We start from the raw sequence: 15,777 nt of genomic DNA on the forward strand, positions 1-15,777 counted from the left end.
CCGAGATGTCTCGCCCCAAGCTTGCGGCGGCTGCGCTTGTGGGCCTGTTGGTCGCGGTGTGGGCTGTCCGCTCGTTCGTTCTCGGTGAGGGTTCCTCCGATCGGCCCGTCGCCGATCCACCGCCATCGGCCGTGGTCAACACGTCGCCGAGTGAAGGCAATCCCGTCGCTTCGGAGTCGGTCGTTGCGGCGGGGGAGTTGTCCGGGATCCCGGTCGGCTACCCGCAGACGGATCAAGGCGCTACGACCGCTGCGGTCAACTGGGTGGCGTCGTTTCCTCGGTTGATGCGGATGGGTCCGCTGCGGATGTCGAACACGCTCGGTGAACTGATGACCGAATCAGCGGGCCCGGCAGGTGTCGCTGAGGCAGTCGCTGACTACTGGGTGTTGTTCGACGAACTCGGACCAGAGTTCCGAGAGCGGGTGTGGATCGAATCGCCACTGCAGACCGACGTGACCTCAGCGTCGGAGTCGGTTGTCGAGGTGCGGGTGTGGTCCGTCGTGACGACCGGTGATCCGGAGTCGGGTCCGGTCGAGTCGATCTGGCGAACGCATCTGATCACGTTGGAGTGGGAGCGCGACGACTGGCGTGTCGACAACGTCACCGTCATTGAGGGTCCAACGCCCGTGCCGGCCGAGGCGTTGCTGCCGTCAGCGCCGAGCGACTTCGACGACGTCGATTCGTGGACGCCAGCTGTCTTTGCTGACACGACTCGAGGGGAGGGCTGATGGGCATCTTCGGATCGTTGATTGGGTGGATCGCGACGCCGTTCACCGCTGCGGCGGGTTGGGCGTGGGACACCGTGGTCGGTGGCATCACCGACTGGATCATGAAAGGTGTCCTGTCGCTGTTGATGGCGATGTGGAACTTCATGGACACCGCCTCGTCGCCGAGGTTGAAATCGGACTGGTTCTACTGGGCCGAGTCGTCACCATTCCGGATCGCGCTCGGCATCGGGATCGCCATGTCGGGCCTGCTGGTGCTGCTCGCCATCACGCGCGCTGTCGCGGCTGGGTCGCCGGGCGCTGTACTGAAGTCGGTCGGGTACGACCTGCCGCTGGCCGCGCTGTCGATGTTCATGCTGGTCACGATCACCGCTGCAGCAGTCGATGTCGCCGACGCCTTGTCGGACTACATCTGGCAACAGACCCGTGACGACGCCGAGGACGCTCTGGCGGCGCTCGGCGACGTGATGATCGCAGCGTCGGGCAACTGGTTCTTCGTCGGCCCGCTGATCGGCATCGTGATGATCATCGCAATGTTGTTCATGTGGGTCGTGCTGTTCGTACGGGAATCGCTGATCTACCTCGTGGTGATCTACGCGGTGGCGTTCGGCTTGCCGTCGATGATCTTCCCACCGCTGCGCGACACATCGAAGAAGGTCCTCGAACTGCTCGTCGCGCTCGTGATCGCCAAGCCGGTGATGATCCTGGCGATCTCGGTCGGCGTGTCCGCGCTCGGCGGCATCGGCGCGACCGGTGAGCCGAGCGAAGGCGTCGGTGACAACGCGGCAGCGGAGTTGGGGACGTTAATCGTTGGGGTCGTGACGTTCGGGATGGCGGCGTTCATGCCGTTCCTGTTGTTCAAGCTGATGCCCGTCGTCGCTGCCGCTGTCGTAGCGCAGGGCGTCGCGTCGGGTCCGATGCGTGCCGGTCAACAGGGCATGCAAATGCAGTACTACGGATCGAGCACGATGCGCCGACTCGGTGGCTCCAATAGCGGTTCGGCGAGCAAGTCGGGAGCCGGGGCCGCTGGACCGTCGGGTGGCGCCGGGCCGGGTGGCCCCTCTGGTGCGGCTGGTGGTGCTGGCCCGGCGGGTGGCTCCGGTGTCGGCCTCGTGGGCGGTGGTGGCGGTGCGGCAGTCGGCTCGTCTGGGGGAGCGGTGTCGACCGCTGCTGCGGCTCCCGCTGCTGGCCCGCTGGCTCCGGTCGTGGTCGCGGCAGCAGCCGCCAAGGCGGGGGCCGACGCTGTGAAGTCGACTGCCAAGCAATCGGCCGGATCGCTTTCGACCGAACCTGGAGGCTCGACGCCGAGCCTCGACCTGAAGGGAGGCCAGTGATGGCCACGAACGACGAGTCCGTGCGCGGTTACCGGTTCGGCGAACGCCGTCGGTCGGGAATGTTTGGAACGATCCCTCCATCGCTCGCTGGGGTGGGGGCAGTGGCCCTCGGAGCGGCATGGTGTGCCATCGCCGGCTACGTGCCGATGCCGATTGCAGGGGCCGTGATGTTGGTGTGTGGGTGGTTGTGGTTCGGCAAGCTCCACGACCGACCGGCGCACGAGATCCTGCCGGCGCTGGCGACGTGGTGGTGGCGTCGACTGCGGTCTCGCAACCGTTGGTACCGACCAGTGGCACTCATCGTCGATGGCGAGCAGCCGACGGCGCTCCCACCGGTGCTGTCGGGGATCGATCTGTTCGAGTTCGACGTCGACTGGCTGTCGCCCGGAGAGAACGTCCCGATCGGTGTAGTTCGCGATCGTCAGGCAGGCTCGCTCACCGCAGTGCTCAAGGTGTGCGGTGACGGGCAGTTCGCTCTGGTCGACTCCGCAACGCAGAGCATGCGGATCGACGAATGGGGATCGGCGATCGGCGGTTTCGCACGTGAGAACTCGCCCGTTGCTCGGGTGACGTTCCACGACTGGACCTCGCCGGTGCCTATCCGTGACACGGTCGCCCAACTCGAATCACGGTGGTCCGACGAAGCCGAACACCCCGCACGTGAGGGCTACCTGCAGTTGCTGCGGGACACGTCGGCAACCGTCGTCGACCACGAAGTGCTCGTCGAGGTGACCGTCGAGCTCTCCCGACTCTCCAAGCCCAAAGGTGAATCCGTACTCGCTGCCGGACTACGAACCGTGGCCGAGCAAAGCCGGCTGTTCGCTCACCGGTTGAACGGGGCCGGGCTTCGCGTCGAATCGGTGCTGTCCGGCTCGGACCTCGTCACTGCAATGCGGGTCCGTTCCGACCCCTCGGTGGTCGAGCAGTTGGCGACCTTGAAGCGGTCGCTCGCTGCCGCTACCGGAGTATCGGCTCCGACGTTCGGGCCGATGCACGTCGACGACCAACTCGGCCACGTCGCCGTCGATGGAGCGGTGCACCGTTCGTGGTGGTTCGCATCATGGCCACGGCGTGAAGTTCCAGGCTCGTGGCTGGATTCGCTGATGTTCGAGTCGGGCTGCACGCGGTCGTTGACGACGGTATTCGAACCCGTGCCGCCGTCGAAGTCCGATTCCGACGTCGACCGGGAGCGCACCCAACGCGAGGCGAACATGGAGACCCGTCGCCGCAAGGGGTTCATTGTTCGCCGTGCCGATCACAAGGCCATCGGCGAGGTCGAGTCACGCGAGAATGAACTGTCCGCTGGGTTCGTCGAGGTTCGGTACACAGGCCTGCTCACCCTCACAGCCACCACGGTTGACCAGCTCGAAACCCAGGGTGCCGATCTCGAGCAGGCGGCAGCGAACGTCGGTGTCGAGTTACAACCGTTGTGGGGCCGACAGGGTGACGGCTGGGTGTCGTCGCTCCCGCTCGGCCGGAACCTCGCCCGCCGGTTCGGAGAACACTGATGCGCTCGCCGACCGACTGTTTGCGTCGACCCACCGAGACCCATCCCGACATGGGAGGGCCAACGCCTGCAATCCGAGGTACTGACCCGATTTCCCGTTCCGGAAATGGACTTCGGCTTCCTCGTCATCGAGGGACGACGGCACACGCTGCATCGATCTACCCGTTTCACGGTGGGCGGGCGTTGCAGGACACGGCGTCGCCCTATGTCGGGGTGAACGTGACCGACGGGAACAGCGCATGGTCCTACGACCCGTTCGAACTGTACGGGCGCGACCTCGGCGGCGGCGTCGTGCTGACGAACTCGAACATGCTCGTCCTCGGCGAACCCGGCAACGGCAAGTCATCGGCAGTCAAGACGATGCTGTACCGCCAAGCAGCGTTCTACGGGCACCGCAGGTTCTTGTCGATCTCCGATCCGAAAGGCGAGTACGGACCGCTCGCCGCGGCGCTCAACATGCCCGTCGTCAAGCTCTTTCCCGGCGGAGCAGACCGGCTCAACCCACTCGACCCGGGACCCGGCGACCAGTTGCGTTCGCTGATGAACCGCCAGATCCTCGTGACCGGGCTGCTCTCGACCGTGATGAAACGGGATCTCGACCCGATCGAGGAAGCAATTCTCACCACCGCGATCGAGGTCCTCGACGACACCCATGCCTCGTCGCTGATGCCCGCCACATTGGTCGACCTCGCCAACCTGCTCGGCGAACTGCCCGCACGAGTCCGCCACATGGATGAGTTGAAGTTGCTCGACGACAACGACATCGCTCACGCCGTCACCGCGATCCGCCTCGCCCTGTCAAAGCTTCTGCAGAAGTCGTTGCGCGGCATGTTCGACGGCCAATCAACGGTGTCGATCGACCAGATGTCGGGCCAAGGCGTCGTCGTCGACCTCTCCGCCGTGTTCTCGAACCTCGACGCCCTCCCACTCGTGCAGATGGCGACCGCCGCATCGCTCGCCGGGCAGATGGCCGCACTCAAAGACCAGGGTCGGCGCGGCATCCTCGTCGACGACGAGGTCTGGGCGACGATGGCATCAGAACGCGCAGCCAAGACCCTGCAAGAACGGCTAAAGCTCTGCCGGCTCTGGGGATTCTGGAACATCCTCATCACCCACCGCCTCTCCGACCTCCAGGCACAAGCCGACACCGGTACCTCCGCATCCAAGGTTGCCGAAGGACTCCTTGCCGACGTGCAGACCCGTGTCGTGTTTCGCCAGGCCACCGACCAACTCGCTCGCACCGGTGAGTTGTTGCGCATGAACCAGCGCCTCGTCGACCTTCTCCCACGTCTGACCCGTGGCCGCGCTGTGTGGAACGTCGCCGGCCGCGCCGCTGTTGTTCAGCATGTCATCGCAGCCCACGGAGCGGAGCGTGAGATCTGCAATACCGATTCGGCCATGGTGGCATGACCGGTGGCTCGACCTTCCGAATCGACCGGGACGAGTTGCTCGGGCGCGTCGAGTTGACCGAAGTTCTCGATGCGCTGTCGGCGGGCGGATTCGAGCGGCATGGACGAAGGGCATGGCGATGCATCGACCCGGCACACCCAGACGAGAACCCGTCGGTCAAGGTGTCGGTCGACCGGACCGGAACGCAGCGTTGGCGATGCTGGTCGGGCGGGCATGGCGGCACCGCGATCGACGCAGTGATGGTTGCCAAGTCGATGCCGGTCGGCGACGCGATCCGCTGGCTTAACGACCACCACGCACACCTCGACACCATCACCCGCCAACCCGCACCGCCGTCCAAGCCGATTGGTCGGCCGGACCCTGAAGTTGCAAGCTATGTCCACAGAGCCCACCGACTCCTGTGGACAACGGCCGGAGAACCGGTCCGTGACTGGCTTCATCAGCGCGGCCTGGCCGACGACGTCCTCAAGGCGAACGTCGTCGGAGCGGACCCCGGTCGCCGCTACTTGCCACGACCGAAGGGTTTCCCCGGCGGCTCGCCAGCAGCGGTCTACCCGGCACTCGACACGAACGGCGATCCGGTCTACTTCCAAGCACGATTCCTGGACCCACCAGACGGACGACCCAAGTACGACAACCCCGCCCGCCGATGGGCAGCCAACCCGCGCGTGGCCTGGGTGAGCCCGCCCGACGGCGCGACCGAACGCAGTCCGCTCGTGGTCACCGAGGGAATCGCCGACGGACTCATCGCCGCACAAACAGGCTTTGCTGCAGTCGGCGTGCTCGGCTCTCAGTACCCCGACGCCCGAGTCGCCGATGCCATCGCCGAGCACGCTCACGACCGGTCCATCGTCATCTGTTTCGATGCCGACAACGCCGGCCGGCGGGGTGCAGAACGCCTCGCCGAGATCCTCAACGAACGCGGAGTCGCGAACCCCACCGTCATCGAACCACCACCGGAGCAGGACCTGACCGACTGGGCACGACACGACCCCAACTGGGCCGACGCCATCGACCCCCAGATCATCCCGCACCTGGACACCGGCCGCCTTCAACCCGTCGGAGACCTCGGCGTCGGTCTACCCCTTCCAGGATGACTCGAACTCGCGTACGATGGCAGAGACTTCCGAAGACACCCATGAACAGATGGTCGTTGTTCGGCTCGATCGACGACATCGACGAAACGCAAGGAGTCGAAGATGTTGGAACTCTCACGACGCCATCTCAGGACAGCGATCTGGATGGCACTGGAAACGGATCACCCGATCCGGCACCGCTGGCTGCAGGAGCACTCACACTCGGCGTCGATGATGAACCAACTTGTGACCGACGCGACCGACCTCTGGATCGCAGCCGACCAGCAACGCCAAGACCCTTCGACGGCACCCTCGATCTGGACCGCGATCGAACCCGACGAAATCGAAGCAACGGTGATCTCGACCCTGCTCGAAACACCGGACCTCTGGCCGGAACTCGAAACACAATTTCCACGGACCGCGACGACGGAGCAGGCGAGCAGCGGGGTCGAGTCGCCGATCCCGGCTTCCGGCCCGACCCGGCGCGGCTGGCACCAACCGGCCTGACCCAACGCGTCGAACGCAACGTCGCCGTCGTCGAACTCCTAGACCAACTCCGGTCGAGCGGACGCGACATCACCCACGCCGATCGGCAGGTGCTGTCGGGCTGGACCGGATGGGGCGCCGCACCCCGACTGTTCGAACCGGGTGATGAAACGCTCGCCTCGGCACGCAAGCAGCTCGACGAGAAGTTCGACGACCGGGCGTGGGCGGCCGCGGCGCATTCGACGCTCAATGCTCACTTCACCGACCCGAACATCACGGCGGCGATGTGGGATCTCGTCACCGCCACCGGCTTCGAGTCCGGTCGCGTGCTCGAGCCCGGCTGCGGTTCGGGGAACTTCATCGGCACCGCACCCCAAGCGGTGAGAGAAGGTTCGGAGTTCGTCGGGATCGAACTCGAACCGATCACAGCGGCCGTCGCTCAGGCGCTGTACCCGATGGCCGACATCCGGCCCGTCGGCTTCGAGACCGTGCGTGACATCGACGGGTCCTACGACCTGGCGATCGGCAACGTCCCGTTCGGCAAGTACAGCGTCTTCGATCCGCTCCACAATCCGGACCGACTGTCGATCCACAACCACTTCCTCGCCAAGAGCCTCGCCCTCACCAAACCCGGTGGCATCGTCGCCGCGATCACTTCGCGTTACACACTGGACGCCCGCAACCCGGCACCACGACGATTGCTTCAGTCTCACGGAGACCTGATCGCAGCCATCCGTCTCCCGAGCGGCGCGCACCAACGCCTTGCCGGCACCGCAGCGGTCACCGACATCCTTGTCTTCCGGCGGCGAGGCCCGGACGAGACACCGGCCGCTTTCGACTGGGAAACGACTGACGCCGTTCATGTGGTCGACGGTGAGGTCCGTACGAACTCGATCTTCACTTCGCACGGTCGAGGTGTCGTGATCGGCGCGCTCCGATCGGGACGGGGCATGTACGGCAACAATGAACTTCTCGTTGATCAACCCGACGGCGGCTGGCAACCAGCGCTGCAATCAGCCGTCGACCAACTCACCCACACAGTCGACGGCGCGTTCGACCCGACGCCGCCACGCCCGCAGCCTCCACCACCACCCGACATTGCAGGGCACACCCTCGTCGCAGGCGAACTGTTCATCGGTGACACGGGCCGAGTCATGGAGTACCGGCCTTCCGGCCCGACCGCCGTGCCCAGCAAGAACCGCTCGCTTCTTCGCCGGCTCCGCAGCCTCGTCGAACTTCGCGACACAGCCCGCTCCGTGATGGATCTCCAATCGCACGGCACCAGCCCGGGCGCGGTGCTGGCCTGGGAGGACGCCCGAGCCGGCCTCAACGATCGCTACGACAACTACGTCCGGATCTGGGGACCGATCAACGCGTTCACGCTCACCTCGTCGGGTCGCAGGTCGATGTCGAGCCCGCAACGCTTCCGCAAAGACCCCGGATGGGGCCTCGTCTCGGCTCTCGAAGTCTTCGACGACACCTCCAAGACTGCTACCAAGGCTGCAATCTTCGAACAGTGGCTGATCACGCCACAGCGCACACACGCCGGAGCCGAAACATTGCCCGAAGCCCTCGCCACATCGCTCGCGACGCATCGCAGTGTCGACATCGACTTCATTGCCGGGCTTCTCGCCAGCGACGCCGACGACGTGCTCGCCGAGCTACGTCAAGCGGGCCTCATCCACCTGTCCCCACCGAATCCCGAGGACGACGGCGACGTGTGGATCGACGCACAGAGCTACCTCTCCGGCAACGTTCGAACGAAGCTCCGCACCGCTGCGACCGAAGCAGAAACCGACGACAGATATCAGATCAACGTCGAAGCACTGAAGGAAATCGTGCCGGAGTGGATCCCAGCAGAGGCGATCAGCGCCCGGCTCGGTGCAGTGTGGATTGACGAAGACACCGTCCGGCAGTTCCTGGTCGACACACTCGCCGCACCCGACTACGTCAAGGTCGAACACGCCGCCCTCGTGGGGGAGTGGTCCGTGTCTGCCGCATGGTCCGCCCGCTCCGCAGTCGCTGCATCCACCGAGTGGGGAACCAGCGAAGCCGACGCCTACCGGCTCGTCGAGGACGCCCTCAACCTTCGCGCCACGATCCTCTACCGGGAGGACTCAGACGGCAAACGAGTCAAAGCCATCCAGGAGACGATGGCCGCCAACGACAAGAGGACCGAGATCGAGGACCGCTTCGCCGACTGGGTCTGGGAAGACCCCGAACGCGCCGCCCGACTCGAAGCCGTCTTCAACGAACGCTTCAACTCCACCGTCCTGCCGACATGGGACGGCACTCACCTCGGCGAACTCGTCGGCCTCTCCGCCACCTTCCAACCCCACAAGCATCAGACCGACGCCGTCTGGCGAATCATGGGCACCGACTCATCCACACTGCTCCCACACCGGGTCGGGGCCGGCAAGACCGCCGCCATGGTCATCGCCGGACGTCAACTGAAACGAACCGGACAGATCACCAAACCGCTGTACGTCGTGCCGAACCACATGCTCGACCAGTTCTCCCGAGAGTTCTCACAGCTCTACCCGACCGCACGAGTCCTCGTCGCCGGCAAGGACGACCTCGCCCGAGACACCCGCCGCACGTTCGTCGCCCGGTGCGCGACCGGCGATTGGGACGGCGTCGTCATGACCCAATCGACGTTCTCGCGAATCGAGACATCGATCGAGACTCAGACCGACTTCATCCGCGACCAACTCACGATCTTCGACGAAGCCGCCCACCGAGCATCTGAGGGCGACAACCGGGCCGCAGCGAAAGCGATCGAGAAGGCCAAGGCCCGATTGAACTCGTCGCTCGCCACCTTGTTGAACACCGATACCGACGTCCAGTCAGTGACGTTCGAGCAACTCGGCGTCGACTACGTATTCGCCGACGAGGCCCACGCCTACAAGGGGCTGCCGTTCTTCACGAAGCTGCCGATCGGCACGTCATCGTCGAAACGGGCGACCGACATGTGCATGAAGCTCGACTGGCTCCGCTCCCAATACGGGCCCAAGGTCGCCACCTTCGCCACTGGGACACCGATCGCGAACTCGCTCGCCGAGATGTGGGTCATGAAACGATTCCTCGCCCCCGACACCCTCGATGAAATGGAGATGATGTCGTTCGACTCCTGGGCCGGCACGTTCGCCCGCTCCGTCACCAACATGGAACTCGCCCCCGAAGGAGGACGCTTCCGACTCAACACGCGCATCGCAAGCTTCGACAACGTCCCCGAGCTACTCACCATCTTCCGATCCTTCGCCGACTTCCTCCCAGAGAACGCGCTCGACTCACTCAACGTCCCCGACCTACTCGACGGGCAAGCCGAAACCGTGCTCGTCCCCGCCACCGACCAACTCCGCAACCTGATCGCCGAACTCGGCGAACGCGCCGACGACATCCGAGGACGCGGCGTCGACCCGACCGTGGACAACATGCTCAAGGTCTGCAACGACGGCCGACTCGCATCGCTCGACCTGCGTCTCATCGACCGAACCCAACCCGTCGACACCGGCAAAGTCGACCACGTCGCCCAACGAGTCACCGACCTCTGGCAGCAATACCGGAACACCGAGTACCTCGACACCACCGGCGCACCGTCGACCCAGTCGGGCGCGCTGCAGGCCGTGTTCTGTGACAAGGGCACGCCCGGCTCCGCACGCAGCTTCACGGTCTACGACGAACTCAAACGACAACTCGTGCAGCGAGGCATGGATCCGGAGCGGATCGCGTTCATCCATGACGCCAACAGCGATACCGCCAAGGCCCGACTGTTCACCGCCTGCCGAGACGGCGACATCGATGTGATCGTCGGTTCCACCGACAAGATGGGCGTCGGCACCAACATCCAGAACCGGCTCGTCGCACTCCATCACATCGACGCCCCGTGGCGACCCGCCGACATCGAACAACGCGAAGGCCGGGCACTCCGCCAGGGCAACCAGAACCCCGAAGTCCACATCATCCGTTATGTCACCGAAGCCTCCTTCGACCCGTACATGTGGCAGACGCTGGAACGCAAAGCGCGCTTCATCGGCCAAGTCACCCGCACCGGCGAGATCGACCCCACCATGCGCTCGGTCGACGACCTCGACACCGACGTCGTGCTCTCCTACGCAGAACTCAAAGCGATCGCCACCGGCAACCCCCTCGTTCAAAGACACGCCGAAGTCGCATCCGAACACGCCCGCCTCACCCGTCTCGCAGTGAACCATGCGAAGACACAGCGAGAACTCCCGCGCCGAATCGCCAGCCTCCAACGACAGCACACCGAAGCGACCGACCGCATCGAAAGACTCACCGAGATCGACAGTCGACGGCAGATCACCCAAGGCAATGACTTCGCGTACACCGACGCCGACGGCACGGTCCTCGGCGAACGAGCAGACGGCGGGCGACGGCTGCGTGAATGCCTCGTCGCACTGCGTGGAACGCACGACTGGGCACCCGTCGGGACGCTCGGTGGAATGCAACTCACCGGCAGGCAACGACCCTCGCACCTGATTCCCGGGTTCGAGGTATCGATCGACGACACCGGCTTCTCGCCGACCGGATGGAACACGGCCGCACTGTGGGACGCCGCACCTCACACCCTCATGACCACCCTCGAACGGCGCATCGAGAAGATCCCCGAAGAGATCGACGTCTCGAAACAACGTCAAGCGACGTGCGAGGAACAGATCAGCCGGGCTACCGAACTCGTCGGCCACATCTTCCCGCACACCGAGCAGGTCGACACACTCACCGCCGAACTGGAGGCACTCTCGACCGAACTCGCCGGCCTCGACGCTCCGCCCGAACCGCCGCGCCGTCCATCGCCCGATCCGCCGTCGATCGGCCTGTAACCGGGTCCGAGTGATCGCTTCGAAGCAGTCGAGTCAGAGTCTTCGCTGACGACGCAGAAGTTCGTTCAACTCCGGCAGCGCCTCGTTGTCCTTCGCGCGACCCGCGAACTCTTTCGAAGCAACAATGTCGTCCAGCGACGCCAGGAGCACCGACAGTTCGCCGACCTCGTAGCCGACCGCACGAGTCACGAGGTCGGAGTAGCCGTGCCGATCACCGGATCGGTCACGAAGCTCGACCAGGAGATCGAGAGGCCCGGCATCAGTCATCCAAGTCGACGACCCGAAAGCCAACAGTGTCTGAGCGTCGATCGTGACCGGCAACTGGCTTGCTTCCTCGTCAGACATCCCACCGACCCGCAATCGCGCATTCAACTCGACAAGCGCACCCGCCATCCGTCCAAGATTCTCAGTCGTCGTATTCGGAACGCAATCGACGTCGGCTGTCTGTCGCTGAGCGCCGTGCGCCCGAGCGGCAAGTCCTCCGACGAGCAGGTATTCAACCCCGTGGTGGTCGAGCGTTGCCAGGACCCGGTCCGGGTCGAATGCAGTCCCGACCTCGTCAGGCACCGGACGCCGCAGGCGCGCGGCTTGCGTTGATCTCGTCGACGAATGCAATCACCTTCGCCGGCGTGTCGAGCCGGCGGCCGTCCCGCGTAATCGAGACATCGTCGTCCGTGGGCGGCTGGTCGCCGGCGAGGTCGCGGGCACTCTCAGTACTGCCGACGGAATCAATGCTCATGAGAATATCGTACTCGTCGAGCGAACACCGCGGGATGGTGGCTCGTTGAGATCAATATCGAGCGGGCGTCAAAGAGCACCTGCAGCCGACCATGGTCGTCCGATCACCTACATCCTGCCGGGTATGGGCGGCCCACAGCGATGTCGGTCCGAACGTTCTGATCGGGTCTCGAACGGGACTTCGAGAATCGCTCGGTCGATGGGGACTGCGCTCGGAATTCTGGTTGCTGAGGTCGAAGCCTGGCCGAGTCAGTGACTACGTGACGCCCGCTGGAGCAGCATCGCCGATGACCGAGACCCGCTCGCCGTATCGGCTGTATGGGTAGTAGTCCCACACGACGTGATGCTGGGTGCATCGGTTGTCCCACAACGTCAGCGTGTTTGGCCGCCACTGAACCCGACAGTGCAGGCGTGGCATGGTTGCGATGTGAGCGAACAGTGCGTCGAGCACGGCACGGCTCTCCCAGGGCTCCAATTCCTGGATGTGCGAGGTGAACCCGCTGTTGACGTACAGAATCTTTTTGCCCGTCACGGGGTGCACGGCCACAACGGGGTGTTCGTTTCGCGGGTATCCGCCCTCGGGCGGTGTCGATTTGTAGCTGCCGACGTAGGGGATCCCGCCATCGTGCACTGCCGTGAGCCCCTCGAGAAAGGTCTGCATCGCTGGCGAGAGCAGGTCGTAGGCCAGGTACATGTCGGCAAAGAGGGTGTCACCTCCTCCACACTCAGGAGTCTCGGTGATGTAGAGCGCCGACGCGAGAGGAGGGATCGCGTCGCATGTCACGTCGGTGTGCCAGGCGTTTCCCCTGACGTACGGCGAGTCTTTCTTGGTCTCGATTGCCAGGACGGATGGGTCGGCTTGGCTGGCGTTCAACGGGTGAACGTGCAGCGACCCAAAGTGTCGAGCAAAGCCCTTGTGTGCAGTGCGGTCCAGGTGCTGATTGCGAAAGACGAGCACACTCCAGTCTGCGAAAGCCTGGCGCACGTCGCTCAGTTGCTCAGCGGTGAGCGGTCGTGCTAGATCCAAGCCCTCGACCTCGGCCCCCAGGTGTGGCGTGAGCGAGGTGACGTCGAAACTCCCGTAGGCGGCGCCACGCTCGGCCGGGCGACTCTGTTCGTCAACAGACATGTGGGTTCCGTTGCGCTACGAGGGCGGCGCCGATCCGGCCAAACGTTCCCATGGTCATCGTGTAGCCGCTCACTCCGGGAGTCTCTCACCGATACTCCACACCCGCCAGACGTCAACACCGACATACACCGGTCGCACCGTCCGAGAACGAGGGACACCGTGGGCAGCGTGTTCCGAGCAGACTGTGCAGCCGTCGCAGTGTCCGCACCTCGCTGTCGGCTCAGCGGACTGGTCGAGGAGCGATCGACGTGAAGATGTAGTGATGCCCGGGTTGTGTGCCACGCTTCGGTTCATGCTGTGGTCGGTCGTCGAGGAGTTCGTCGAGGGCAAGTCCGTGGAAAGGGCGTGCGAGGACATCATCGTCGTCACGTCAGACTTTGCGGCGGTGATCGATGGCGCCACCGATGAAACCGGAGCGCTGTTCGACGGAAAGAGCGGTGGACTGGTCGCTGCCGAGACACTCGCATCGACGATCGAGGGGCTCGATCAGACTTCGACCGCTCGCGAGTTCGCTGACGAACTCTCGGGCAGTCTGAGGAGAGCAACGGGGACAACCGGGGATGATGTCTCCGCACCGGATCGATGGCCGTCAGCGAGTCTCGTGTGTCTGTCCTTCGCCCGTCGCGAGGTTTGGCGGATCGGCGATTGCAGCTTCTTGGTGGACGGCGAACCCCACCTTGGAACGAAACGCATCGACGACGCCGCGTACGGTTTCCGTGCAGCCATCAACGCAGCGCTGATCGCTGCGGGCACCTCGCTCGATGAGATTGTTCGCACTGATCCCGGAGCCGGATTCGCTCGACCACTCCACGATCTTCAACAACAGCTCTCGAACCTGGAAGGCCCGTGGGGCTTCGGCTGCGTGAACGGGCGAGTTGTCCCCGATCAGTTCGTCGAGGTGTTCCCCGTCGGTCCCGACGTCGATGAGGTCGTGCTCGCCAGCGACGGCTTTCCAGATCTGCGCCCCACGCTCGCGGCGAGCGAAACCCGGTTGCGGGAACTCCTCCAGGTCGACCCTGCCGCGATCGCAGAAATCTGGAGTGTCGGCAAAGCCCTCCGGCCAGGTGCGAACTCCGTCGACGACCGCGCGTACCTCCGGCTCAGCAGCCCTCAGGATTGGGCCTGATGGTGACGGCGACGACCGCAGTATCGAGTGGCATGTTCTGTTCCTTCTGCGGCCAAGCGCTTGCGGACCTTCCTCCGACGCAGTGCCGGCACTGTGGTGAGCACCACTGGAACAATCCAAAGCCCTCAGGCTCTGCGATCGTTGAACGCGACGGTAGGGCACTCCTCGTGAAACGCGCTCGGGAGCCGTGGCGCGAATTCTGGGATGTGCCTGGAGGCTTCTGTGACCCGGCCGAGCACCACGCCGATGCGGCACTTCGCGAGGTGACTGAAGAGACCGGGCTCGTCGCTCTCGAACTCACCGGCTACCTCGGAGCTTGGATGGACGTCTATCCCGATGAGCGAACTGAGCGAGGCGAACGGCCCGTCGAGTCCACTCTCAACCACTACTACGTCGCCCGACAACTCGATGACGGGCCGCTTCAACCCGACGCCGGCGAAGTGCTCGAAGCGCGATACTTCCGAGCTGACGAACTCCCCGACGACATCGCGTTTCCCGACCACATTCGACCAGCGCTACAGGCCTGGATCGAAGGACTCCATCCCGACGCCGAGCAGCGCCGCTGAACCGCAAACGCAGCGCATGTCGCCACGGCGGCCCACCCTCCCAAACCGCTCATCAATCAGGCACGTAGGTACTCGCTCACCTGCACAAGATTGCGCAACCGGGCTGCGGCTCGTGACTGGCTACGTGGGGGCACAACCGGTCGATTGCCAGGTCCTGCGGTCGAGAGACCAGACGAGACCTCGACCGGTGTGGCCGGGCGTAGAGATCGCTCGGCTTTGCTCGCCGATCATCTCGAACCCGACCTTGCCCGGAACGTGAACACTTCCAAGGTTGGCACGGTCCATCCGCACCTGGATCTCGTCAACCCAATCCAAGAACCCAAACGCAACGTCGACGAGCGCGGCTGCTGCCTCCGTGGCGTAGCCGCGACCCTGGCGATCAACGTGGGTCCAGTACCCGATCTCAACCCGACCGGCTGTCTCAGTCCGGTGCAGCCCGCAGCCCCCGACGAGGGCACCACTATCGATCTCGAACAGCGAGAACTGCCAGTCCGTATCGCGATCGAAATCGACCACGCCGGCCTCGAACGCACGCAGCTCTGCGTGTCGGCTCGGTACTCCGTGGGCGGCCCACGGCATCCAGAGCCGAAGCGACTCGATACTCGCTGCGATGGCTGCCATCACGGGATCGAGGTCATCAACGCTCCAGCGACGAAGCTCGAGTCGAGGCGTCCTCAACGACGCAGGCACAGACGACACCGGCACAGTCTCGCGCTCCGAGCCGAGGTTGAAGCGCTCGATTTCGTCACCCAGAACCTCATCACCGAAGCCAAGGACTACGGCAGATTCGATCAAGCGTGCCCGATCAGAATCGCATGATCTGGCCGCACCGGCAG

The 15,777-nt window shown here is 64.5% G+C and carries 14 protein-coding genes; 10 read left to right on the forward strand and 4 right to left on the reverse strand.

Going from position 1 to position 15,777, the window contains the following annotated elements:
• The first annotated feature begins 5 nt into the window (after positions 1 to 5).
• The 7 genes from ACE37B_RS01340 (at position 6) to ACE37B_RS01370 (ending at position 11,382) form a co-directional block, all read left to right on the forward strand.
• Positions 6 to 728, forward strand: a complete 723-nt coding sequence (locus ACE37B_RS01340; RefSeq protein WP_409921490.1) for a hypothetical protein — start codon at positions 6 to 8, stop codon at positions 726 to 728.
• On the forward strand, positions 728 to 2,059 hold the full coding sequence (locus ACE37B_RS01345) for a hypothetical protein (RefSeq protein ID WP_409921491.1): 1,332 nt from the start codon (positions 728 to 730) through the stop codon (positions 2,057 to 2,059). Before ACE37B_RS01340 ends, ACE37B_RS01345 begins: the two co-directional genes overlap by 1 nt.
• On the forward strand, positions 2,059 to 3,567 hold the full coding sequence (locus ACE37B_RS01350; protein WP_409921492.1) for an SCO6880 family protein: 1,509 nt from the start codon (positions 2,059 to 2,061) through the stop codon (positions 3,565 to 3,567). The genes ACE37B_RS01345 and ACE37B_RS01350 overlap by 1 nt, the downstream gene beginning before the upstream one ends.
• Before the next feature lie 182 nt (positions 3,568 to 3,749).
• Complete coding sequence (locus ACE37B_RS01355; protein ID WP_409921493.1) at positions 3,750 to 4,976, forward strand: hypothetical protein; 1,227 nt, start codon at positions 3,750 to 3,752, stop codon at positions 4,974 to 4,976.
• Positions 4,973 to 6,073, forward strand: coding sequence for a toprim domain-containing protein (locus ACE37B_RS01360; protein WP_409921494.1), 1,101 nt, complete (start codon positions 4,973 to 4,975; stop codon positions 6,071 to 6,073). The genes ACE37B_RS01355 and ACE37B_RS01360 overlap by 4 nt, the downstream gene beginning before the upstream one ends.
• 210 nt (positions 6,074 to 6,283) lie before the next feature.
• Entirely contained in the window at positions 6,284 to 6,559 is a 276-nt protein-coding gene (locus ACE37B_RS01365; protein ID WP_409921495.1) for a hypothetical protein, read from the forward strand.
• An 89-nt stretch (positions 6,560 to 6,648) separates the two neighbouring features.
• On the forward strand, positions 6,649 to 11,382 hold the full coding sequence (locus ACE37B_RS01370) for a DEAD/DEAH box helicase family protein (RefSeq protein ID WP_409921496.1): 4,734 nt from the start codon (positions 6,649 to 6,651) through the stop codon (positions 11,380 to 11,382).
• Positions 11,383 to 11,415: 33 nt separating this feature from the next.
• Here the strand turns inward: ACE37B_RS01370 and ACE37B_RS01375 are convergent, their stop codons facing one another.
• Positions 11,416 to 11,571, reverse strand: coding sequence for a hypothetical protein (locus ACE37B_RS01375; protein ID WP_409921497.1), 156 nt, complete (start codon positions 11,569 to 11,571; stop codon positions 11,416 to 11,418).
• Positions 11,572 to 11,586: 15 nt separating this feature from the next.
• On the opposite strand from ACE37B_RS01375, the gene ACE37B_RS01380 reads away from it, so the two are divergent.
• Entirely contained in the window at positions 11,587 to 11,979 is a 393-nt protein-coding gene (locus ACE37B_RS01380; protein WP_409921498.1) for a hypothetical protein, read from the forward strand.
• Here ACE37B_RS01380 and ACE37B_RS01385 read toward each other — a convergent pair.
• Positions 11,942 to 12,121 carry a hypothetical protein gene (locus ACE37B_RS01385; RefSeq protein WP_409921499.1) on the reverse strand — a complete coding sequence of 60 codons (180 nt, stop codon included), beginning with the start codon at positions 12,119 to 12,121 and terminating at the stop codon, positions 11,942 to 11,944. The genes ACE37B_RS01380 and ACE37B_RS01385 overlap by 38 nt on opposite strands.
• 255 nt (positions 12,122 to 12,376) lie before the next feature.
• Positions 12,377 to 13,249: a TauD/TfdA dioxygenase family protein gene (locus ACE37B_RS01390; RefSeq protein ID WP_409921500.1), complete on the reverse strand. Its 873-nt coding sequence runs from the start codon at positions 13,247 to 13,249 to the stop codon at positions 12,377 to 12,379.
• A 262-nt stretch (positions 13,250 to 13,511) separates the two neighbouring features.
• On the opposite strand from ACE37B_RS01390, the gene ACE37B_RS01395 reads away from it, so the two are divergent.
• Positions 13,512 to 14,375 (forward strand): hypothetical protein, encoded by an 864-nt coding sequence (locus ACE37B_RS01395; RefSeq protein ID WP_409921501.1) that lies wholly within the window; start codon positions 13,512 to 13,514, stop codon positions 14,373 to 14,375.
• A 32-nt stretch (positions 14,376 to 14,407) separates the two neighbouring features.
• Positions 14,408 to 14,941 (forward strand): NUDIX domain-containing protein, encoded by a 534-nt coding sequence (locus ACE37B_RS01400; protein ID WP_409922868.1) that lies wholly within the window; start codon positions 14,408 to 14,410, stop codon positions 14,939 to 14,941.
• A 120-nt stretch (positions 14,942 to 15,061) separates the two neighbouring features.
• Here ACE37B_RS01400 and ACE37B_RS01405 read toward each other — a convergent pair whose 3' ends face one another.
• The gene (locus tag ACE37B_RS01405; RefSeq protein WP_409922869.1) at positions 15,062 to 15,646 is read right to left on the reverse strand and encodes a GNAT family N-acetyltransferase; all 585 of its coding nucleotides are present in this window, start codon (positions 15,644 to 15,646) and stop codon (positions 15,062 to 15,064) included.
• Positions 15,647 to 15,777 lie beyond the last annotated feature (131 nt).

Origin of the sequence: Ilumatobacter sp. (assembly GCF_046290335.1) — a bacterium.
Lineage (GTDB): Bacteria > Actinomycetota > Acidimicrobiia > Acidimicrobiales > Ilumatobacteraceae > Ilumatobacter_A.

Coding starts and splice junctions, on each gene's coding strand:
- ACE37B_RS01360 (WP_409921494.1), top strand. CDS start 4,973: ATGACCGGTGGCTCGACCTTCCGAATCGACCGGGACGAGTTGCTCGGG.
- ACE37B_RS01385 (WP_409921499.1), bottom strand. CDS start 12,121: ATGAGCATTGATTCCGTCGGCAGTACTGAGAGTGCCCGCGACCTCGCC.
- ACE37B_RS01340 (WP_409921490.1), top strand. CDS start 6: ATGTCTCGCCCCAAGCTTGCGGCGGCTGCGCTTGTGGGCCTGTTGGTC.
- ACE37B_RS01390 (WP_409921500.1), bottom strand. CDS start 13,249: ATGTCTGTTGACGAACAGAGTCGCCCGGCCGAGCGTGGCGCCGCCTAC.
- ACE37B_RS01400 (WP_409922868.1), top strand. CDS start 14,408: ATGTTCTGTTCCTTCTGCGGCCAAGCGCTTGCGGACCTTCCTCCGACG.
- ACE37B_RS01345 (WP_409921491.1), top strand. CDS start 728: ATGGGCATCTTCGGATCGTTGATTGGGTGGATCGCGACGCCGTTCACC.
- ACE37B_RS01350 (WP_409921492.1), top strand. CDS start 2,059: ATGGCCACGAACGACGAGTCCGTGCGCGGTTACCGGTTCGGCGAACGC.
- ACE37B_RS01365 (WP_409921495.1), top strand. CDS start 6,284: ATGATGAACCAACTTGTGACCGACGCGACCGACCTCTGGATCGCAGCC.
- ACE37B_RS01395 (WP_409921501.1), top strand. CDS start 13,512: ATGCCCGGGTTGTGTGCCACGCTTCGGTTCATGCTGTGGTCGGTCGTC.